Source organism: Campylobacter sp. RKI_CA19_01122, assembly GCF_025771325.1.
Lineage (GTDB): Bacteria > Campylobacterota > Campylobacteria > Campylobacterales > Campylobacteraceae > Campylobacter_D > Campylobacter_D lari_D.
The window spans coordinates 1-20,177 of record NZ_JAKMPZ010000010.1; the positions used below are offsets into that span (position 1 = coordinate 1).

General features: G+C 28.2%; 18 protein-coding genes. 9 read left to right on the forward strand and 9 right to left on the reverse strand.

The features are described 5' to 3' along the window. From L8U37_RS06320 to L8U37_RS06340, 5 genes are all read left to right on the forward strand, one after another. Positions 1-1,492, forward strand: a 1,492-nt coding sequence (locus tag L8U37_RS06320) for an N-acetylmuramoyl-L-alanine amidase family protein (RefSeq protein ID WP_263728840.1), incomplete at its 5' end; no start/stop codon positions are given. Beyond that, a complete protein-coding gene (gene mnmC / locus L8U37_RS06325) occupies positions 1,489-3,324 on the forward strand; it encodes a bifunctional tRNA (5-methylaminomethyl-2-thiouridine)(34)-methyltransferase MnmD/FAD-dependent 5-carboxymethylaminomethyl-2-thiouridine(34) oxidoreductase MnmC (protein ID WP_263728841.1) in 1,836 nt (611 codons plus the stop codon). The genes L8U37_RS06320 and mnmC, both read left to right, overlap by 4 nt. A gap of 59 nt (positions 3,325-3,383) precedes the next feature. Further along, complete coding sequence (locus L8U37_RS06330; protein ID WP_220566630.1) at positions 3,384-3,890, forward strand: PAS domain-containing protein; 507 nt, start codon at positions 3,384-3,386, stop codon at positions 3,888-3,890. Between the two features lie 550 nt (positions 3,891-4,440). Next, the gene (locus L8U37_RS08245) at positions 4,441-5,238 is read left to right on the forward strand and encodes a methyl-accepting chemotaxis protein (protein ID WP_259443340.1); all 798 of its coding nucleotides are present in this window, start codon (positions 4,441-4,443) and stop codon (positions 5,236-5,238) included. Positions 5,239-5,249: 11 nt separating this feature from the next. Then, positions 5,250-6,080, forward strand: coding sequence for a hypothetical protein (locus L8U37_RS06340; protein ID WP_220566632.1), 831 nt, complete (start codon positions 5,250-5,252; stop codon positions 6,078-6,080). Here the strand turns inward: L8U37_RS06340 and rseP are convergent. Genes rseP through murJ form a run of 9 tightly spaced genes read right to left on the reverse strand, consistent with a single transcriptional unit; the run spans position 6,077 to position 16,371 of the window. After that, positions 6,077-7,183 (reverse strand): RIP metalloprotease RseP, encoded by a 1,107-nt coding sequence (gene rseP, locus L8U37_RS06345; RefSeq protein ID WP_263728843.1) that lies wholly within the window; start codon positions 7,181-7,183, stop codon positions 6,077-6,079. The genes L8U37_RS06340 and rseP overlap by 4 nt on opposite strands. A 1-nt stretch (position 7,184) precedes the next feature. After that, on the reverse strand, positions 7,185-7,715 hold the full coding sequence (pgsA, locus tag L8U37_RS06350) for a CDP-diacylglycerol--glycerol-3-phosphate 3-phosphatidyltransferase (protein WP_263673177.1): 531 nt from the start codon (positions 7,713-7,715) through the stop codon (positions 7,185-7,187). Between the two features lie 38 nt (positions 7,716-7,753). Further along, positions 7,754-8,533, reverse strand: a complete 780-nt coding sequence (locus tag L8U37_RS06355) for an enoyl-ACP reductase (protein WP_087689753.1) — start codon at positions 8,531-8,533, stop codon at positions 7,754-7,756. Next, a complete protein-coding gene (gene dapA, locus L8U37_RS06360) occupies positions 8,533-9,429 on the reverse strand; it encodes a 4-hydroxy-tetrahydrodipicolinate synthase (RefSeq protein ID WP_133319239.1) in 897 nt (298 codons plus the stop codon). Before dapA ends, L8U37_RS06355 begins: the two co-directional genes overlap by 1 nt. Further along, positions 9,419-10,672: a M16 family metallopeptidase gene (locus L8U37_RS06365; RefSeq protein ID WP_263728844.1), complete on the reverse strand. Its 1,254-nt coding sequence runs from the start codon at positions 10,670-10,672 to the stop codon at positions 9,419-9,421. The genes dapA and L8U37_RS06365 overlap by 11 nt, the downstream gene beginning before the upstream one ends. After that, positions 10,669-11,727: a quinone-dependent dihydroorotate dehydrogenase gene (locus L8U37_RS06370; RefSeq protein ID WP_133319237.1), complete on the reverse strand. Its 1,059-nt coding sequence runs from the start codon at positions 11,725-11,727 to the stop codon at positions 10,669-10,671. Before L8U37_RS06370 ends, L8U37_RS06365 begins: the two co-directional genes overlap by 4 nt. Positions 11,728-11,778: 51 nt before the next feature. Beyond that, complete coding sequence (locus L8U37_RS06375; protein WP_263728870.1) at positions 11,779-13,542, reverse strand: ABC transporter ATP-binding protein; 1,764 nt, start codon at positions 13,540-13,542, stop codon at positions 11,779-11,781. Next, positions 13,535-14,917 (reverse strand): cysteine--tRNA ligase, encoded by a 1,383-nt coding sequence (gene cysS, locus L8U37_RS06380; RefSeq protein ID WP_263728845.1) that lies wholly within the window; start codon positions 14,915-14,917, stop codon positions 13,535-13,537. Before cysS ends, L8U37_RS06375 begins: the two co-directional genes overlap by 8 nt. Beyond that, entirely contained in the window at positions 14,917-16,371 is a 1,455-nt protein-coding gene (murJ, locus tag L8U37_RS06385) for a murein biosynthesis integral membrane protein MurJ (protein ID WP_263728846.1), read from the reverse strand. The genes cysS and murJ overlap by 1 nt, the downstream gene beginning before the upstream one ends. Before the next feature lie 124 nt (positions 16,372-16,495). Between murJ and L8U37_RS06390 the strand changes: the two genes are divergently transcribed. Genes L8U37_RS06390 through L8U37_RS06405 form a run of 4 tightly spaced genes read left to right on the forward strand, consistent with a single transcriptional unit; the run spans position 16,496 to position 20,175 of the window. After that, positions 16,496-18,352, forward strand: coding sequence for a FapA family protein (locus L8U37_RS06390; protein ID WP_263728847.1), 1,857 nt, complete (start codon positions 16,496-16,498; stop codon positions 18,350-18,352). After that, positions 18,349-18,900: a Holliday junction branch migration protein RuvA gene (ruvA, locus tag L8U37_RS06395; RefSeq protein WP_263728848.1), complete on the forward strand. Its 552-nt coding sequence runs from the start codon at positions 18,349-18,351 to the stop codon at positions 18,898-18,900. The genes L8U37_RS06390 and ruvA overlap by 4 nt, the downstream gene beginning before the upstream one ends. A gap of 16 nt (positions 18,901-18,916) precedes the next feature. Continuing rightward, complete coding sequence (locus tag L8U37_RS06400; protein WP_263728849.1) at positions 18,917-19,957, forward strand: D-alanine--D-alanine ligase; 1,041 nt, start codon at positions 18,917-18,919, stop codon at positions 19,955-19,957. A 2-nt stretch (positions 19,958-19,959) separates the two neighbouring features. After that, complete coding sequence (locus L8U37_RS06405; protein ID WP_087699049.1) at positions 19,960-20,175, forward strand: type II toxin-antitoxin system Phd/YefM family antitoxin; 216 nt, start codon at positions 19,960-19,962, stop codon at positions 20,173-20,175. The last annotated feature ends 2 nt before the right edge of the window (positions 20,176-20,177 follow it).

The following is a 20,177-nucleotide window of genomic DNA, read 5'->3' on the forward strand; positions in this document are numbered from 1 at the left end:
AAAAGAAGATAAAAAAGAAGATAAAAAAGAAGATAAAAAAGAAGATAAAAAAACTTCGGCACAAAAAGAGCTTTTTATTCTTGATGTTAAAAAATTAGATAATGGTATTTTGCTTGATTTGAGTGAAAAAATTAGCCAAAAAGATATAAAAAATTTTACTTTAAAAGGTGATAATTTTCGTTATGTTGCAGATTTTGATGGAATTTTAAAAGGGCCAAAGAGAAATCTTGAATTTAAAGATTTTGATATTATTGTATCACAATTTAATCCAACTAGCATGCGTTTAGTTTTGAGTTCTAAAAAAGAGTTAAAAGTAAAAATAGAGCTTAAAGATCAAAGTCTTTTTATGGGACTTGAAAAAATAGAAAAAAAAGAAGAACCTAAACCTATAGTTAAAAAACAAAGCGAGATTAAAAAAACAGAAGTTAAAAAAGAAGTTGTTAGAAATGAACCTTTATATATTTTAAAATCAAGTAAAGATAAAAGTGGTGTTAATTTAAAATTAAACAATGATATTGATATTGAAGATATTAAAATCAACTCTTTTAAAGATGGTAAAATGTATCGTTCTATTGTGAGTTTTGAAGCCATTCTAGAAGGCGATAGAAAAAAAATTGATATTAATAAAAATCAATCTATCACAATAGTGCAGTTTAATAAAACTACAGTAAGAATTGTTTTAAATTCTACTAGTGATTTTAAGACTAGTCTTGATTTGGATGATGATGAGCTATTTGTAGGATTTGAGAAAAAGATTAAAAAAACGCCAGTAAAAAATACTTCAAAAGCAGCAAAAGCTACTATCAAAAAATCAGGCAAAATTATAGTAATTGACCCAGGTCATGGAGGTAAGGATCCAGGAACTTTAGGAGATAAGGGTGTTAGAGAAAAGGATGTAGTTTTAAGTGTGGCTTTAAAACTTGGAAATGAGCTAAAAAAAAGAGGATATAAAATTTATTACACAAGAAGTACTGATAAATTTATAAACCTTAGAGATAGAACTTCCATGGCTAATGAGAAAATGGCAGATTTGTTTATTTCTATCCATGCAAATGCAGCACCAAATAAACAAAGAGCTAAGACTTTACAAGGAATTGAAACTTTCTTTTTATCTCCTGCAAGAAGCGAAAGAAGTAAAAAAGCTGCTGAAGCAGAAAATCAATCAGATTTTGAAGAAATGAATTATTTTTCCAAGCAAACATTTTTAAATTTTTTAAATCGTGAAAAAATAGTTGCTTCAAATAAATTAGCTATCGATGTGCAGAAAAAAATTTTGAGCAATGTAAGAAAAAAATATAAAGTTGTTGATGGTGGGGTTAGAGAGGCTCCGTTTTGGGTTTTAGTAGGAGCACAAATGCCAGCGATTTTGATTGAAACAGGTTATATTAGCCATCCTAGTGAAAGAAATAGATTGACAAATAAAAATTTCCAAGAATTATTAGCCATTGGTATTGCCAATGGAATTGAAAGTTATTTTTATAAGAATCAATGAAAAAAGCAAATATTATTATAAAAAATAATGCGCCTTTTTCTTTGGATTTTGATGATTATTATTTTAATTCTAGTGATGGTTTAAGTGAAAGCAAATTTATATATACAAATGCTTTTGACTTTGAAAACAAACAAACTATTGTAGCAGAACTTGGTTTTGGTATAGGCTTAAATTTCTTTCTTACATTAAAGCGTTTTTTAAAAGAAAAAAAACATAATCAAAGACTTTTTTATCTTAGCTTTGAAAATTTTTATATAGAAAAAGATAAATTAAGAGAAATTTATAAAAAACTTGGTTTTTATGAGGAATTTAAAGAAGTTTTAGAGCAATTTTTAAATTTTTATCCTCCATGCAAGGATGGAGTTTATAGGTTTTATTTTCAAGATTGTTTTTTAGATTTGGTGTTTGGTGATGCTAAAGAAAATCTACAAAATTTAGACTTTAAGGCAAATATTTGGTATTTAGATGGTTTTTCACCTTCTAAAAATCAAGATATGTTTGATGATAATATTATAAACGATGTTGCTAAAAACTCAAAAATAAATGCTAAGGTTTTAACTTTTTCTTCTGCTAGTGTTTTCAAAAAGGCTTTAATTAACAACAATTTTCAAGTGCAAAAGATAAAAGGTTTTAGAAAAAGAGAAATGATACAAGCCATTTTTAATGGTTTAGAATTTGAAGATAAATTTGCATATTTTAATACCCCATCTTTAAAAAAAGAGATTCAAAAAATAGCTATTATCGGAGCAGGTATAGCCGGAGCAAGCATGGCTTATGAGCTTTCTTTAAGAAATGTTCAAGTAGATGTTTTTGAAAAAGAAAATTCATTAGGAAAAGGCGCTTCTGGAAATATCAATGGAATTTTAAGCTCTTTGATTTTAAAACCCGATGTTTTATTGGGCGAGTTTTCACAATATGCTTTTTTAGAAGCAAGTAGATTTTATAGACAAATTTTAAATTTAATTCCACAAGGGGTTTATGAATTTGCTCATAATGAGCTTATGCAAGAGCGTTTTGATAGTCAAAAAGATAATGTTTTATTTGAAATTATTAACAATCAAGCCTTTTTAAAAGATGGATTTTGTATAAAACCTCAAGAGCTTGTGAAGACACTTTTGCAAAAAAGCAAGGCTAGGGTATTTTTTGAGTATGAATTTAAAGATTATTCTTATAAAAATGAAAAGTTTTTTTTAAATTTTAATAATCAAAAAATTTTAAAAGATTATGATGTGTTAATCTATGCTCAAGGTGCTGATGTTAAGAATTTTTTAGAGTATAAATATATGAAATTAAGTAGTGTAAGAGGTCAATGTACTCATTTAAAACCATTTTTAAAAAACCCGCATGCCTTATCTTCTAAAGGATATATTTGTCCTATTAATGAGGAGCTTAATTTACAACTTATTGGCGCAAGTTATGATAGGCTTAATCAAGATACAACGCTTTTAAAAAATGATGATTTGCAAAATATTGAAAATGTAAAAGAGTTTTTACATGATGAAAATTTAGAGATAATGGGCGGTAAAGTAGGATTTAGATCATATTCTAGTGATAGATTTGCCATAGTAGGTCAAGCCTATGATGAAAATTTTTATATGCAAAATTATAAAGCACTTTTATGGCATAAAAATAAAAATCAAGTCATACCAAATGATTTTATTCCTTTGTATTTTTCTATTGCTCATGGATCTAGAGCTTTTGCTAGTGCTATTGTTTGTGCTAGAGTGATGAGCTCATTGATTTTTGATGAGCCAAGAATAAAAAAAGAATTTTTACATGCCTTACATCCTGCAAGATTCTTAATTAGAAAGCTTAAAAAAGGACTTATTTAATCCTTGATTTATTAATTTTATATATTGGTATATTAAAATTAATATTTTAAGGAGGGTATATGAAAAGAAAAATTTTGCCAAATAATAATCAAAAATTTTTCAATGACGGACAAATGATTATTTCCAAAACAGATACTACAGGAAAAATCATATATTGCAATAGAATCTTTATTTCTCTTTCGGGCTATAGTGAGGAAGAATTATTGGGAAAACCTCATAACATAGTGCGTCATCCGGATATGCCAAAAGTTGTTTTTGAATTACTTTGGGAAAGACTTAAGAGCAAAAAAGAGATTATAGCTTATGTTAAGAATCTATCAAAAGATGGATCATTTTATTGGGTTTTGGCTTTTGTCAGTCCTTCGTTTGATTCCAAAGGAGAAGTTGTTGGGTATTATTCTATGCGTTTAAAACCCAAAAAAGAAGCAGTTGAAAAAATAGAAAAATTATACAAAGAGCTTTTGATTGAAGAGCAAAAAGGTGGAAAAGGTGCATCAAGGAAGAAACTTGATGATTATTTAAATACAAAAGGGATGAGTTATGAAGAATTGGTTTTATCAATATAATATCAATCAATCTGTAAATTATTTTGCTTTATTTTTATTTTGTTTGATGGCAATCTTGGAAATAGTAGAAAATAATATTTTTGGTTTTATTTTTTGTGTGATTGGAACTTTAGTGGTGTTATTTGGACTTGCTAGTGCTTATTATAGAAATAAGGAAGTTTTAAGGATTACTCAAGTTTTAAATGAGCTTACAAAAGGAAATTTGGAAGCAAGAATTACTCATATAGCTGTTCCAAAATCTGGAGTAGGAAAATTAAGTTGGGTTGTGAATGATTTAGCTGATCAAATGGAGGCTTTTAATAGAGAAATTCTTAATGCTATTTTAGCTGTAAAAGAACAAAGATTTTATAGAAAAGCAAGATTAGAAGGCTTAATGGGTACTTTTGCATATAATGCTAAAATTATTAATGAAGCTACTTTAGAAATAGAAAAAACTCAAAATTTATCCATAAGAAGTATTGTCGTTGAAAATGTTTCTAAGGATATGTCAGATTCTTTGCAAAAAGAATTAGCTTTGATTAATGTGAAATTAAATGATAATGCAAGCACTATGCATGATATATATGAGCAGGCAAATGATATTTCTACTCATTCTTCAAAAAGTGCCAAAAATGCAGAATTAATTTCAGTCGATTTGCAAAATTTAGGTGAAAATATCACTCAAATTCATACTTTAATGGATACTTTTTCACAGCAAATTAATAATGTTTCTTCTTTTATATCTATTATAGAAGATATTACAGAGCAAACAAATCTTTTAGCATTAAATGCAGCTATTGAGGCAGCGCGTGCAGGAGAGCATGGTAGAGGTTTTGCGGTAGTTGCAGATGAGGTAAGACATTTAGCTGAAAAAACTCAAGAGGCCGCCAAAGAAATTTCTGTGATGATTAAAGTATCAATAGAGCAAATGAGTAATATTAAAAATATAACTAATGAAGCTTATAAAGTTGCTAAAAAATCTAACTCAAGTTTAGAAGAATTCCAAGAGGTGTTTACCGGTGTTGATGAGAAAGCTAAAATTTTATTAGATGAGATTTCTAAGACAAGTGTTGATACTAATAAAATATTGCTTTATTTAGAGTGTTGTTTAAAAACATATTTAGCTTGCTCTTGTGTGATTAATTCCAAAATAGAAGATATAGAAGATAAAAATTTAGCCAAATTTGATTCTACAAGTAATATTTATGTTTTAAATCAAAATTTAAATTCTTATATAGAAAAATTATTTGATTGTATAAGAAACAATCAAATAGTCAAAGAGGAAAGAAAAATTTATGCACATATTAAGCAAATTCAAGATATAAATGAAAAAATGATAAGCGAAATAGAGCATAAAAAACATATTTAATAAGAGGTTAAATGAAAAAATACATTTTTTTAAGTTGTATATGTTTAAATGTGCTTGCTTCTAATTTAGAAGAAAGCTTAAGTGAGGGTGATGTTAATATAACTAAAGAACAAAAAACAAATGCAATTTCCAAACAAGTATTTTTTCAAAAACCGCAAGAGTATCAAGCTCAAAATGTTGATTTTGGTACTTTTGCTAGTAATTCTTTAGCGCAGGTTTTAAATTTAAGCTCAAAGGACAAAACAGAAGCTAGTTTAGATTATAACGCTTTAAATGTAAATATTAAAAATATCAACTCAATTTTAGATTATGATAATGCTACTTTACTTTTAGAAAAACAAGCAAGAATAGGGCAGTTAGAGCAAGCTTATTCTTTGGGAATTATTAATCGTTATGAATTTGATGAAATCAATTTGGGTTTTAATTATTTTAATGATCAATATAAACAAGCTTATGCAAAAAATAGTTTTGGCGCTGAATTGCAATTTAGTCAATATTTTAAAGCATATGCTAATCATTATGATATAAAAGAAAATAATAGTGATGATAGTACAGAGTTTGGGGTTATATTTGATTTACCTTATTTAAATGTTTTAAATGTAAATTCTAACATGAAAGAAACACAAAATCAGTATAACATTACTTATTCTCCAATTTCTATTTTGGATTTATCGCTTAATTATCAAGATGAAAAAACAAGTGCAAAAGATCAAACGGCAATGTGGGTTAAGTTTAGACTAAATTATGAGCAAAGTTTAAGTAAGCAATTTTATAATAGCTTTTATCGTAAAAATAGTATAGCCGAGTTTAATCGCTATGATTTTGCTACTAGGACTTATTAATTGCTCATAAAACGAGTAATGTCATTGTAAGTTACAAATACCATTAAGCTTAAAAGCAAAGCCATACCAAAATAACTAAGATATTCAAAACATACTTTTGGTACTTCTTTTTTAAAAATTAATTCATAAAGATTAAAAAGTATATGTCCTCCATCTAGTGCTGGTATCGGAAGTAAATTTAGTACTCCAAGATTGATGGAAATTAAAGCTGTGATTAAAAATAAAACTACTATACTAGTATTTGCTGCTTTGGAGGTTATATCCACCATAGTGATGATTCCACCCATATTTTTAGCATCTAATTCCCCGCTGATGATTTTAGTAAGACCTTTAAAAATAAGCAAAGAAGCATTTATGCTTTCTTCATAAGCATATTTTAAACTACTAATTCCTGAGTGATAAATAGTAACAAACTCACCCTTAGGTGCTATACCAATAAGAGGTTTTTGAACTTTTTGATAAAACTCATTATAGCCTTGGTCAATTTGCGGTGTTAAAGTGATATTGATAAATTTATTATCGCGTTCTATGTTAAGTAGGGTTGGTTTTGCGTGAACAAGTTTGCCAATTTCTTCAAAACTTTGAATTTGAACTCCATCTATAGCTAGGATTTTATCACCAATTTGTAAATTTGCTTTTTGTGCAGCTGAGTTTGGTGCTATATTGCCAATAACAGGTGCAAGTTTTTGCACACCTAAAAAACCTATGGCTATATAAAGTAAAAATGCTAGAAAAAAGTTAAAAAATGGTCCCGCAAAAAGTATATAAATTCTAGCTAAAGGACTTAAAGTGTTATAGCTATTTGGCTCATAATTTTTTTCACTAGGATTTAAATCATCTTGTCCTTTAAGTTTAACATAACCACCAAATGGTAGGGCGGATAAGCGATATTCTGTATTTTTGTAAGTTTTTTTAAAAATAGCTTTTCCAAAACCTATACTAAAAATTTCTACATCAACTCTCATATGTTTTGCAGCTAAAAAATGTCCTAATTCGTGAAAAAAAATTAAAAAAGATATCACTAAAAGTGTTATTAAAAAACTAAAAGAATAAAATTTAAAGCCAATAGCTAAGATAATAAATAAAAATAAACATGATTTCAATTTATACCTTTTTTAAATGTTTTACATAAGCTAGTATGTATTCAAAAGCTGAATAAAGTGTAAGCACTAAAGCAATAAATAACAATGTATTGGCAAAAGGCCATTGCATGATTAAAAATATAATAGCTATCATTTGAAAAGTTGTTTTTATTTTACCTGCAAAAGAAGCACTTACATCAAATTTTTCACTTACCATAACCACTCTAAAGCCGGTGATGAAAAATTCTCTTACTAAGATAATGTAAACCATCCATGGATCAGCTTTTTGTGTAAGTAATAACCCTAAAAATGCAGCTAGAATAAGCATTTTATCTGCTAAAGGATCTATAATAGCTCCAAGTTTAGTAGTTTGATTCCAAGTTCTTGCAATATAGCCATCGAAAAAATCAGTTAAAGCAGCTATGCTAAAAATAACACAAGCAAAATAATTTACCCAACTAGGATGGATATTTTCAAAATCATTAATAAGTAAAAAAAACAAAAGTGGAGCTAATAATATCCTTATAAAAGCTAAGATATTGGGTAAATTCATACTTTTAAAATCCTTTGTAAAGCACCCTTAAGGTAATATTACTTAAAGGTGGTACCACCATCTACGATCAAAGTATGGCCTGTGATCCAATTTGCCTTATCAGAGCATAAAAATAAACATGCGCCAGCTAGATCTTGTGGCTGTCCAATGCGGTTTAGCGGACTAAGATTGATAGTTGCATTTTTTACCTCTTCATAATTTGTAAATGCTTTAAGCGCGTCAGTATCAATTGGTCCACCGCTAACTACATTTACACGGATATTTTTAGAACCAAGCTCGGTTGCAGCATATCTTGCCATAGCTTCAACCGCTGCTTTAGCTGTACCATGGCCAGCATAATTTTCAATATGAACTAAATTTCCTGTTGAAGAAATAGATAATATACTACCCCCACCAACTTTTTCCATTCTTTTTGCCGCTTCTTGTGCTCCAACAACAAAAGCATTTACGGTTGCTGTGAAAATATTATTAATACCTTTTGGCTTTAATTTCATAAATTTAGTATATCCACCTACAACAGCACGACCTGAAATGATAGCATTAGAGATGAAAAAATCTATTCTATCAAAATCTTGATCGATTTTTTCAAACAACTCTTTATATGTTTCCGGTTCAAGTATATTAAATTCATAAGCTTTTGCTTTGATTTTATAATTATTTTCTAAATCTTTCACAATTTCTTGAGCTAAATCTGCATTAGAATTATAAGTAAAAGCTACATTAGCCCCTGCTTTTGCAAACTCATATACAATAGCTTTACCAATCCCTCTTGTTCCACCGCTAATTACTAAAGTTTTATTTTGAAAAAAAGTATCCATTAAAATCCTTTTATATTATAGTTTTTCATAATCGCTTCTATTTTTGTTAAATTGCAATCACTAGGTTTGCAAAGTGGCAAACGATATTCTAAAGTAGGGGTTAAACCTGCTATATACATTGCCGCTTTAATAGGTATAGGATTGCTTTCACAAAATAAAATTTTATTAATATTATATAACTCATCATTGATTTTTTTAGCTTCAATGTATTTTTCTTTTAAAGCTAGATGAGTTAATTTTGAAATCATATCAGGAAGTAAATTTGAAGTAACTGAAATCACACCCTTACCGCCATTTGAAAGTATAGGATAATTAATCGCATCTTCCCCGCTTAAAAGTATCATTCTAGGTTCATGTGCTAGCAAATCAACGCACTTATCAATGCTTCCACTAGCTTCTTTTACTCCGTAAATATTTTCACAATCTCTAAATAATCTTATAATAGTTTCTGTTTGAAGCTCACACCCTGTTCTTCCTGGGACATTATATAAAAGTACAGGTATATCTATACTTTTTGCTATTTCTTTATAATGAAGATATAAACCTTCTTGTGTGGGTTTGTTATAATATGGAGTAACGCTTAAAATTCCATCAGCTCCATGCTCTTGTGCAAACTTAGCCAAACTTACAGCTTCATGTGTGGCATTGCTTCCTGCTCCTGCTAAAACCTTACAAGAACTTCCTTTGCATGCATCTAGTGCTATTTCTATACAAATTCTATGTTCTTCATGGGTTAAGGTGGCACTTTCTCCGGTTGTTCCAACAGGCACTACTACATCAATTCCATTTGCGATTTGTCTTTTGATGAGTTTATGGTAAGTTTGCTCATCTAATTTTCCATTTTTAAATGGAGTTATTAAAGCTGTCATTGCTCCTATGATGATGTTATTGTCCATTTTCGCCCCTTTTTAAGATTATTGTTGTAGATTTGTCTTCATTGAAGTATTTTCTAGCACAATGAATTAAATCATCTTTGCTTAGATTTTCTATATTTTTTTCATAATCAAGCAAAGGTTTTAAATCACCCTTTGCAAGATAAGATCCATAAATATTTGCAACGCTACTTGCATTGCTTAGTGAAAAAATAAAATCGCTTTTTACGGTATTTTTGATTTTTTCCATGATAGCATCATCAAATTTGGCATTTTTTACATCTTCAAGAATTTTCAAAAGCTCTTTTTCAACATCTTCTGCTTTTATACCTTCATTACAAACACAAATAAATATAAATAAATTCTCATCTATATTTTCACTTGCATAGGCATAAAATTCATTGATTAGTTCTAATTTATCAATTAAAATTTCACTTATTAAAGAACTTTTTCCATTTCCTAAAAGCTCACTTAATGCGCAAAGTTTTGGCATATCTTCATGATTAAATGCAGGAATTTTGTATGCAAGTGCTAGTAATTGCGTATCGCTTTCTTTGTGTAAGATCACGCGTTTAGTACCATCTTGTTCAGGTTCTTTTTCATGAACTATAGGGATTTCTTTGGTGTTTTTTATATCTTGAAAATGTTTTTTAGCAAGATTGAAAACTTCATCTTCATTAATATCGCCACTCACAAGCAAAATAGCATTTTTGGGTTGATAAAAAGTTTGATGAAAATCTTGTATATCTTCTATTTTCCAATTTTGTATATCTTTAAAAAAGCCTATTGGAGTCCAATGATATGGATGGTGTAAAAAGGCATGATTGTATAATCTAAAATATAAATATCCTAAAGGATTATTATCAGTTCTCCAACGCCTTTCTTCTAAAACTACATTTCTTTCAGGCTGAAACTCATCATCTTTTAAATTTAAATTACGCATTAATTCAGCAAAAAGCCACAAAGATTTGTCTAAATTTTCACTAGAGCATTTTATAAAATAATGCGTATAGTCAAAACCAGTACTTGCATTATCCACTCCACCAAAACCCTTGACTATCTCATCAAATTCGCCTGCTTTTAAATTTTTTGTACTTTTAAAATTTAAATGTTCAAGCATGTGAGCTATGCCGCTTTTTCCCATTTTTTCATTTCTTGAGCCAACTTTATAAAAAATATCTACACTTATAACCCCGCTTTTTTTATTTACAGGTAAAGTGTAAATTTCAAGTTCATTTTCAAGGGTGATTTTTTTATAATTAATCATTTAAAATTAACTCCTATAGCTTGACTAATATGATTAAAACCATCTTGTTTTAAAAGTTCAATTAATCCTTGATTGATATTTTTAACAATGCTTGGTCCTTTGAAAATCATAGCTGTATAAATTTGAACCAAACTAGCCCCATTTTTAATGCGTTCATAAGCAAGTTCAGCACTATCTATACCACCGCTTGCTATTAAAATAGTATCTTGATAAATTTCTTTAGCTACTTCTTTAAAAAATGTCGCACTTTTTTGAGTGATTAATCTACCACTAATTCCACCAAAGGTTCTTGTATTATCAATTAAAGAATAATCTATACTAGTATTTGCCATGATAATACCATCAGCTTTTGCACTAATAGCACTTTTGCAAAGTGAAATTGCACTATCTATACTCATATCTGGAGCAATTTTTAAAATCACAGGTTTTTTTGTGATTTCTTTTGCTTGATTAAATAGGGTGTTTACAAATTCCTCACTTTGTAAATCTCTTAAATTTTTGGTATTTGGAGAGGATATATTAATCACAAACAAATCGCACAAATCTTTAAATTCTTTTAATAAAATAATATAATCATTAATAGCTTCTTCATTTGGAGTGATTTTATTTTTGCCTATATTTGCTACTAAAGGTATGCTAAAAGGATAGACTTTTTTTACTTCTTTTGCGATAGCATCTTTACCTTTATTATTAAAACCCATAGCATTTTGAATACTTTCTTGTTCAACAAGTCTAAAAAGTCTAGGTTTTTCGTTGCCATTTTGAGGTTTTGGGGTGAAAGTTCCATATTCTAAAAAGCCAAAACCTAAAGCACTTAGCGGTCTTATCATAGTTGCATTTTTATCAAAGCCACCTGCTAAGCCCACAGGATTGTAAAAATTTAAATTAAAAATTTCTTGATTTAAAATTTCATCATTTATTATACAATCTTTTGCAAAAAAACTAAGCCCTCCAGGAAATATACAATCTAGCGTTCGCATACTAAATTCAGCTAAAGCATGGGCATTTTCTGGATCTAATTTATATATTAAAGGTTTTAAACTTTCATAAGTCATATTTTTCCTTTTTTTACAAAATAGCATATTTTACTAAAAAAATGATAATTCTTAGTTTTCATTTTCTTTAACTTTATCAGTTTTTTGTACTTTTTGTTTTAATTTTTGATAAATTTCACAATGTCGCATTAAATAAGCATCATTTCCTATAGAAGCTATTTTTCCTTTATCAAGCACAGCAATTTTGTCAGCATTTTCTATAGTGCTAAGCCTATGAGCGATGATGAGTATTAAGCGATCTTTTTTTAAGCTTTCTATAGTTCTTACTATGGCTTTTTCACTTTCATTATCAAGTGCTGAAGTTGCTTCATCAAAAATTAAAATTTGAGGATTTTTATATAAAGCCCTTGCTATGGCAATGCGTTGTTTTTGTCCACCTGAGAGATTTTTTCCATGCTCTTTTAATTCAGTATGTATGCCACCAAGCTCTTGAACAAAATCATAAGCATTAGCTTGTTTTAAAACCTCTATCACGCGTGTTTCGTTATATTCTTTAGCATAAGCAATATTTTGAGCTATAGTGTCATTAAATATATAAATATTTTGAGTTACCAAAGAAATATTTTCTCTTAAACTAATAATATCAAAAGAGCTAATGTCTTTTTGATTGATTAAAATCTCACCACTATCTTTTTCAAAAAAATACATCAAAAGATTGATAATAGAAGATTTTCCTCCACCACTTGATCCAACTAAGGCTAGAATTTCTCCTTTATCAAAAGAAAAATTTACATCTTTTAATACCATTTTATCTTTTTGATAGCTTAAAGAGACATTTTTAAAATGAATATTTTGGATATTTTCTGTAAGTTTTTCATCGCCACCTTTAATTTGTGGTTCTAAATCAGTTAAATAAAAAGTTCTCTCACTAGCTGCTACTGCACTTTGCAATCTTGTATAAAGTGAAGAAAGTCTTTTAATAGGAGTATAAGCCATAAATAAAGCTGTAGTAAAGCTAAAAAAAGAACCTATGCTTAAACTTCCATCAATTACTTCTTTACCACCTATTATAATTACTATTGCAAAGCCAATTGAACCCATAGATTCCATTAAAGGGCTACTTAAAGCTTCAATTCTAATGCCTTTTAAGGAAAGTTTGCAAACTTCGCTATTAGTTTGGCTGAATTTTTGCATTTCATTTTTACCTGCATTAGAAGCTTTAATAAGTTCTATATTAGAAAAGATTTCACTTAATCTTGAAGTAAGATCAGAATTTTTTTCTTGAGTATTGCGTCCTATTTTTTTGATTTTTTTAGCAAAAATAGCAAGAGGGTAAATTGCTAAAGGTAAAATAACTAAAGCAAAAAAAGCAAGTTTTGGACTTTGATAAATTACCACACTTAAAAGTCCAATCGCGGTTAAACTTTCTCTTAAAATTTCAGGTATTATAGTAGAAACTATATTTTGTAAAGCTCCAATATCAGAAGTACATCTGCTGATTAATTCTCCACTTCTGTATTTATGAAAAAAGCTCATATCTAAGCGCAAAAGATTGCCAAGAACTAATTCTCTTAATCTTCTTAAAATATCTGTCCCAACATAAGATATATAATAAACTTGCATATAAGCACCAAGATTTTTTAAAGCATAAATTAAAACAACAAGCAAAGGCATATAATAAAGCAAATCAACATTTTTTTCTATAAAAATTTTATTTAAAATAGGCTCTATGATATATGCACTAGCTGCTGTTCCACCACTAGTTAAAAGCATGCCAATAATAGCTAAAACAAAATAAAACCAATAATCTTTATAATAAGGCTTAAAGCGAGTAAAAACCTCTTTAAGCTTCATTTCTTTGTAATTTTTATCCATTTTTCTCCCATACCACACCATTTGGTGTATCCATTAAAAGAATATTCTCTTTAGCTAAATCATCACGAATTTGATCTGCTAAGGCATAGTTTTTTTCTTGCTTTGCCTTGTTGCGTAGAGTGATTTTTTCTTCTATTTCCTGACATTTTTCTTCACTAATGCCAAATTGAAAATATTTTATAGTATCCATAAAACCTATACCAAAAATAAAAGCGAGTTCTTTTAAGGTTTTTTCTAATTGTATTTTATAAGCTTTGTCTTTTAGGTTTTGATCTAAGTAAATATTACTTTCATTGATAAACTCATCAAGTAAAGCCAAGGCTTTAGAGGCATTTAAATCATCATTTAAAACTTCTAAGATATTTTTAGCTACTTCACTTTCTATGGTAGTTTTTTCATCTATAAAAGCATTTAAATTTAAGCGTTTTTTTAAACGGTAAAATTTATCAAGCCTTTTTTTAGCAGCTTGTAAGTCTTCCAAAGCATAGTTAAAATGCGCTCTATAATGCACACTTAAAAGATAAAATCTCAAAACCTCTCCACTAAAAAGCTTTAAAGAATCTTTTAGAAAAAAGCTATTTCCCAAGCTTTTGCTCATTTTTTCACCATTAATTTGCACAAAGCCATTATGCAGCCAAAAATTAGCCAGCTCATGATTGTTTTTACAACGACACTGACAAGCTTCATTTTCATGATGAGGAAAAAGTAAATCTATGCCTCCTGCATGAATATCAAGTTTATCTTTAAAAATACTTTCTATCATCACAACGCATTCTGTGTGCCAGCCTGGTCTTCCTTTGCCAAAACTTGCAGGATAAAATTTTTCATCAAATTTCCATAAAACAAAATCGCTATCATTTTTTTTAGCCACGCTTTCTTCTAGGCGTGATTGATTATCTTCTAAATTTCTTTTAGAGATATAAAAGTATTTATCATCTTTGCTGGTATCAAAATAAATTCCATCTTCAAGTTTATAAGCTAGGTTTAATTCCGAAAGTTTTTCTATATATATAATCATTTGCTCAATATAAGCTGTAGCCTTTAGTTTAAAATCAGGTTCTAAGATATTAAGCGCTTGCATATCTTCTTCATATCTTTTAATATAAAAATTTGTAATTTCTTCTAAACTTTTACCACTTTCTTGCATTTTTTTTAAAATTTTATCATCAATATCAGTGTAATTTCTAGCAAAAATCACTTCATAATCACTTGCTAGTAAAACTCTTCTTAAAAAATCAAAACAAACACTACTTCTTGCATGTCCTAAATGTGCATCATCATATACAGTAGGTCCGCATAGATAAATGTTTGCTTTTTTTGCCTCATTTGGGATAAATTCGCATTTTTTCTTTAAAACACTATCAAAAAAAACCATTAAAATAAACCTTTAAAAAAATGATAAATTCCAATTAAAAATTGTATTAAAATATCTTTAATTTCAAATAAGCCTAGAGCAGATAAACTTAAAAATACTATACTAATAAGCCAAAATTTAACCCTAAAAATACCCCAAAGATTTTTAAAGCCAAATTCTTTAATATTAGCATATAATAAATAAAAAGCACTAATAGATGAAGCTAATGCAACGCCTAAGCTCTTATAGGCTTCTTCTTTGATAAGTAAAATAATCACTATACTAAAAAATGCTGAAATAAAAAGTGTTTTAAAGGCTATTATAGCGGCTATTTTTTGTTTAAATTTAGCATAAAGCCACAAAGAGAAAAGTTTTTGCAAACCAAAAGGTAAAAGTCCTAAAAGATAAGCTTGTAATAAAAATGCAGTGATTTTTGTATCTTCTTGATTAAAATTTCCTCTTTGAAATAAAAACTCCACAATTTCTTTAGCTAAGATAATCCCAACTATACTAGCTAAAATCAAAAGCACACTTAAATATTCAAAAGCTTTTTGCATAAAAGCTAAGGCTTTTTGTTCTTCATTTGCTTTTAAATGTCTTAGTATTTTTGGAAAGCTTACTTGACTTAGAGCGATTGCAAAAAGAGCTAAAGGAAGCTGAAAAACTCTGTTAGAATAATACAAATACGAAATACTTCCAGCCATTAAAAAACTAGCTATAGTAGTATCTAATAATGAACTAATTTGATTTGCCGAAGAGCCTAAAAGTCCATGGGTAAAAGTAGAATGAAATTTATCTAAATTGGTCTTTGTTTTTTTAAGTTTTATGCTTAAATACATGCTTTTTAAAATTCTAGTATTTTTTAAAGCAAAAATATGCCATATAAGTTGAGCTAAACCACTTAAGACAGTCGCATATGAAAAATAATACAAGGCCTCTAAAGGCTCATCTTGATTGACAAAAAAACCTGCAATCACAACAAAAAGATTAAAAAATGAAGCAGAAAAAGAAGTGATGAAAAAATTTTGTTTATAATTTAATAAAGAGCCTAAAAAAGTTACCAAAAAAATAAAAAACAAATACCAAAAATTAATAGAAACCAAAGGCGCAGCGAAGATAATTGTTTCTTTATTAAAGCCAAAAGCAAAAATCTTTGTAAAAAATTCAGCAAAAAAACTCACTAAAATACAGGTTAAAAACACTATAATACTAAATTGCAATAAAACATTTATACAAAAAGCACCTTTTTTACTTGCTTTTAAAAAACTTGGTAAAAAAGCTTGTCCAAAGGCCCCTTCTGCAAAAATTCTTCTAAAAAAAGCAGGCATTTTTAAAGCCACAAAGAAAATATCGCTATAAATTCCAGCTCCTAAATACAAAGCTAAAACAATATCTCTTAAAACGCCCATAATCCTAGAAAATAAAATTCCTAAGGCATTGATGATGAAATTTTTAAAAACAATATTTTTTCTCATTAATTTTCATTCTTTAAACATTAGTTTGAGTATTATAAAATTTTTAATAGAGCTAATTTTAACTAAATTTTGATTTTATTTTTGCTAAAATCAAAATTTTATATATAATAAGGAAGCTTAAGCTATGGAAGAAAAGAAAATTTTATACACTAAAGACCCTTATAGAGAGCTTTTAATATTTGCTTCTGAAAATAAATGTGAAGTTGATGAACTTGATTTTAGGTTGTTAAGTTTTAGTACTTCTTATACTTATGATAATCAAGAATGGATAAAAGTTAATGAAAAAGAGTTGAAAATTTTTGAAGAAGATGAGAAATTTTTAAATCATGAATTAAATATAGAACAAGAATATAAAATAGAAATTTATTTTAAAAAATTTGCACGCATTTCAACTTTTGAAGTTAGTTTACATACTAACGAGCTTTGTACTTTATTAAAAGCCAGCGTTAGAGCTAGTGAAACTATTGCTTTTCATGATAAATTAGCTCTAGAGCTTTTAGAAGCTATTTATAAAGCGATGATAAAAGAAAAATATTTGCTTGGATTTAGAATTTTTGATTTTAAAAAGCAAATTATTGATTTTAATACTAAAGTTAAAGAAAAGCAAAAATTTGATTTTGAAGTTGAATTTGAAGTATGTAAAGGAATTAATCCGCAAGAGCCTACAAATGAAGAAATAAAATATCATTATTTAGAAAATCTAAAAAAGTATAATGATGTGATGAATAGAAACTATGTAGCGCCTATAGGAAAAGATGAGGTGGCTATTGAGAGAATTAAGCCAAAAGAGGGTAGTGATGGCAAGGATTTAAGATTTAAAATTTTAAAAGCACTTCCACCAAAAATAAACAAAGAAAAAGTTATTTGTTCTGATAAATTTGAAGTTAAAGAAGATGATGAGAGTATAAAATATATTGCTAAAAAAGATGGTTTTGTTATACAAAGAAAATCCATTTATGAGATAGAAAATTATTTAGAATTTAGTAAGGTTGATTTTAAAAGTACAGGTTCTATTTGGGCGGGTTTTGATAAGCAAGTTATTATTGTGATTAAAAATACAAACACTCTAGAAGATGCAATAGGTCCTAGAATTACTGTTGAGGCTCAGGAATTAGAAGTTACTGGTAATATGGCTCAAGATTCTGTTTTAAGAGGTAAAAAAATAATTCTTAAAGGCAATATGCATCATAAAAGCACTATCATAGGACAAAAGGTTGAGGTTAATATCTTAAGAGGATATTGTGAGGCTGAGGAGGTTTTTGCTGAAACTTTGGAAAATGGCTCTATCAAGGCTAAAAAAGTAAATATTAAAAAGGCTATGGGTGGAGAGATTATTGCTGATGAAATTTACATACAAGAACTCGGCGGAAATTGCTTATGTAGTGCTAAAAGTTTAATCCATGTTGAAAAAATTCAAGGCAGTGGAAATAAATTTATAATTCAAGATCTTAAAGCTTTTGGAGAAGAAAAAAGCGGAGAAGAGATACTAATACATGTTGATGGATTAAAAAAAGAACAAGAAAATTTAGCTAAAGAAATAGAAGAGACTAAACACACAATCAATATAAGTAAAGACTCCATACGAATTTTACAGCAAAAAGTAAAAGAATTAATGAGTGCAAAAAGAGCTATACCGCAAGCTTATAAAGCTACTATTAAAGATTTTAATCAAAAGATTGAAAATCTAAGTATTTTTGCCAATAAAATAGAATCTTTAAAAGAAGAAGAAAAAGCAAATATAGAAAAGCTTAAAAAAATTCAAGAAAAACTTTTAAAATCTAAGATTATTAATAAAAGTGGAAAATGGATGGATTTAAATGAAATTAAATTCATTTTGTTAAATCCTAGAAAAGAATTAAGCTATTATCCTCATGATGAAGAAAAAATTCAATGTTTTGAGCTTCAAAAAATTGATACAGAAAATGAGATGGAAGTTTTTGAAATTCGTGCTATTAGCAATTACAAGGAAGAAACTAAATGATAGTGGCAATTGAAGGAATAGTGAGTAAAAAAGAACCTACTTTTGTAGTTTTGAAAACTTCAAGTGGGGTAAGTTATGGTGTTTTTGTTTCGCTTTTTTGCTCAAGTAATTTTGAAAAAGATCAAAAGGTTGAGTTTTTAATCACTCAAATTATCAAAGAAGACTCTCATAAATTGTATGGATTTTTAGATATAAATGAGCAAAGAATGTTTGAATTATTAATCAAAATTAGTGGTATAGGAGCAACTACTGCTATGGCACTTTGCTCAAGCTTAGATACTAATACTTTTTATGCAGCTTTGCAAAGTGGCGATGAGAGTGTATTTAAAAAAGTTCCTGGTATTGGTCCAAAGAGTGCAAAAAGAATTATAGCTGAGTTAAGTGATACAAAAATCAATATAGAAAATTCTAATCAAGACCAAGCACAAGCTTTGGCAGCTTTACTTTCACTTGGTTTTAAACAAGAAAATATTTTAAAGGTTTTAAGAACTTGTGAGAGTAAAAATACTAGTGAGCTTATTAAAGAGGCTTTGAAAAAATTAGCATAATAAAAGGAAAAATATAATGATATATGGTGTAATTTTTGGCGCAAATTCTTATGAGCATGAAATTAGCATTGTAAGTGCTGTGGTATTAAAAAAAGTACTCAAAGCACAAAAAAAATTTATATTTTGTGATAAAAATAAGGAATTTTTTCTTATAGATGAAGAAAAAATGAATGCAAAAACTTTTAGCAGCGGTGCTTATAAAAAAGAAAAAGCTTTGGTATTAAAGCAGGGTGGGTTTTTTATAAAAACTATGTTAGGTGAGAAAAAACTTGACATTGATATAGCGATAAATATCATACATGGAAAAGATGGTGAAGATGGTAAAATAGCTGCTTTGCTTGATTTTTATGGTATAAAATACATAGGCCCACGCATAGAAGCTAGTGTTTTATCTTTTAATAAGGTTTTAACTAAACTTTATGCACAAAGCGTAGGGGTGAAAACACTTGATTATAAGGTTTTAAATTTGCATAAAGAGCAAAATGTATCTTTGGATTTTCCTTGTATTTTAAAGCCTGCAAGATTAGGTAGTAGTATAGGTATAAGCATAGTTAAAGATGAAAGCGAGCTTAAGTATGCCAAAGATGTTGCTTTTGAATTTGATGAGGATATTGTGGTAGAACAATTTGTAAGTAATATTAAAGAATATAACTTAGCAGGTTGTATGATAGATGAAAAAATGGAATTTTCTATTATTGAAGAGCCTAGAAAAAATGAAATTTTAGATTTTGAACAAAAATATTTAGGTTTTTCAGAAAGCTCTAAAGTAAGTGAAGCAAATATTAGTGAAGAATTAAAACAAAAATTAAGGGATAATTTTACTAGAATTTATAATCCTTTATTTAAAGGAGCTTTGATTCGCTGTGATTTTTTTGTGATAGATGATGAGGTTTATTTAAATGAGATCAATCCAAATCCAGGATCTTTAGCAAATTATTTATTTGAAGATTTTACTAATGTAATTAATAGTCTAGCTAAAAATATAGAATTTGAAAAGCAAATTAAGATTGATTATGCTTTTATTCACAGCATTAATGGACAAAAAGGTAAGCTATAACCATGGCTACTTTTAGCAAAGATGAAATTTATACTGCAACTGAAGTGGTAAGAAATTTCAGCACTATGCTTGAAAAAACAAAAAAGAGCGAAAACGGTAGAGTAGTGATTGTGAAAAACAATAAATTTGAAGCTGTACTTTTGAACTTTGAAGAATATGAGCGTTTAAATGAAGCTGTGATGCTTTTAGAAAAGATTTACAAAGATAAAAAAGGCTAGAA

What these genes read in the sequence shown, in the direction of transcription:
- L8U37_RS06400 (WP_263728849.1), top strand. Translation starts at nt 18,917, where the DNA reads ATGATATATGGTGTAATTTTTGGCGCAAATTCTTATGAGCATGAAATT.
- dapA (WP_133319239.1), bottom strand. Translation starts at nt 9,429, where the DNA reads ATGGACAATAACATCATCATAGGAGCAATGACAGCTTTAATAACTCCA.
- L8U37_RS06405 (WP_087699049.1), top strand. Translation starts at nt 19,960, where the DNA reads ATGGCTACTTTTAGCAAAGATGAAATTTATACTGCAACTGAAGTGGTA.
- L8U37_RS08245 (WP_259443340.1), top strand. Translation starts at nt 4,441, where the DNA reads ATGCATGATATATATGAGCAGGCAAATGATATTTCTACTCATTCTTCA.
- L8U37_RS06365 (WP_263728844.1), bottom strand. Translation starts at nt 10,672, where the DNA reads ATGATTAATTATAAAAAAATCACCCTTGAAAATGAACTTGAAATTTAC.
- L8U37_RS06355 (WP_087689753.1), bottom strand. Translation starts at nt 8,533, where the DNA reads ATGGATACTTTTTTTCAAAATAAAACTTTAGTAATTAGCGGTGGAACA.
- mnmC (WP_263728841.1), top strand. Translation starts at nt 1,489, where the DNA reads ATGAAAAAAGCAAATATTATTATAAAAAATAATGCGCCTTTTTCTTTG.
- cysS (WP_263728845.1), bottom strand. Translation starts at nt 14,917, where the DNA reads ATGGTTTTTTTTGATAGTGTTTTAAAGAAAAAATGCGAATTTATCCCA.
- L8U37_RS06375 (WP_263728870.1), bottom strand. Translation starts at nt 13,542, where the DNA reads ATGGATAAAAATTACAAAGAAATGAAGCTTAAAGAGGTTTTTACTCGC.
- L8U37_RS06370 (WP_133319237.1), bottom strand. Translation starts at nt 11,727, where the DNA reads ATGACTTATGAAAGTTTAAAACCTTTAATATATAAATTAGATCCAGAA.
- murJ (WP_263728846.1), bottom strand. Translation starts at nt 16,371, where the DNA reads ATGAGAAAAAATATTGTTTTTAAAAATTTCATCATCAATGCCTTAGGA.
- L8U37_RS06330 (WP_220566630.1), top strand. Translation starts at nt 3,384, where the DNA reads ATGAAAAGAAAAATTTTGCCAAATAATAATCAAAAATTTTTCAATGAC.
- L8U37_RS06390 (WP_263728847.1), top strand. Translation starts at nt 16,496, where the DNA reads ATGGAAGAAAAGAAAATTTTATACACTAAAGACCCTTATAGAGAGCTT.
- L8U37_RS06340 (WP_220566632.1), top strand. Translation starts at nt 5,250, where the DNA reads ATGAAAAAATACATTTTTTTAAGTTGTATATGTTTAAATGTGCTTGCT.
- ruvA (WP_263728848.1), top strand. Translation starts at nt 18,349, where the DNA reads ATGATAGTGGCAATTGAAGGAATAGTGAGTAAAAAAGAACCTACTTTT.
- pgsA (WP_263673177.1), bottom strand. Translation starts at nt 7,715, where the DNA reads ATGAATTTACCCAATATCTTAGCTTTTATAAGGATATTATTAGCTCCA.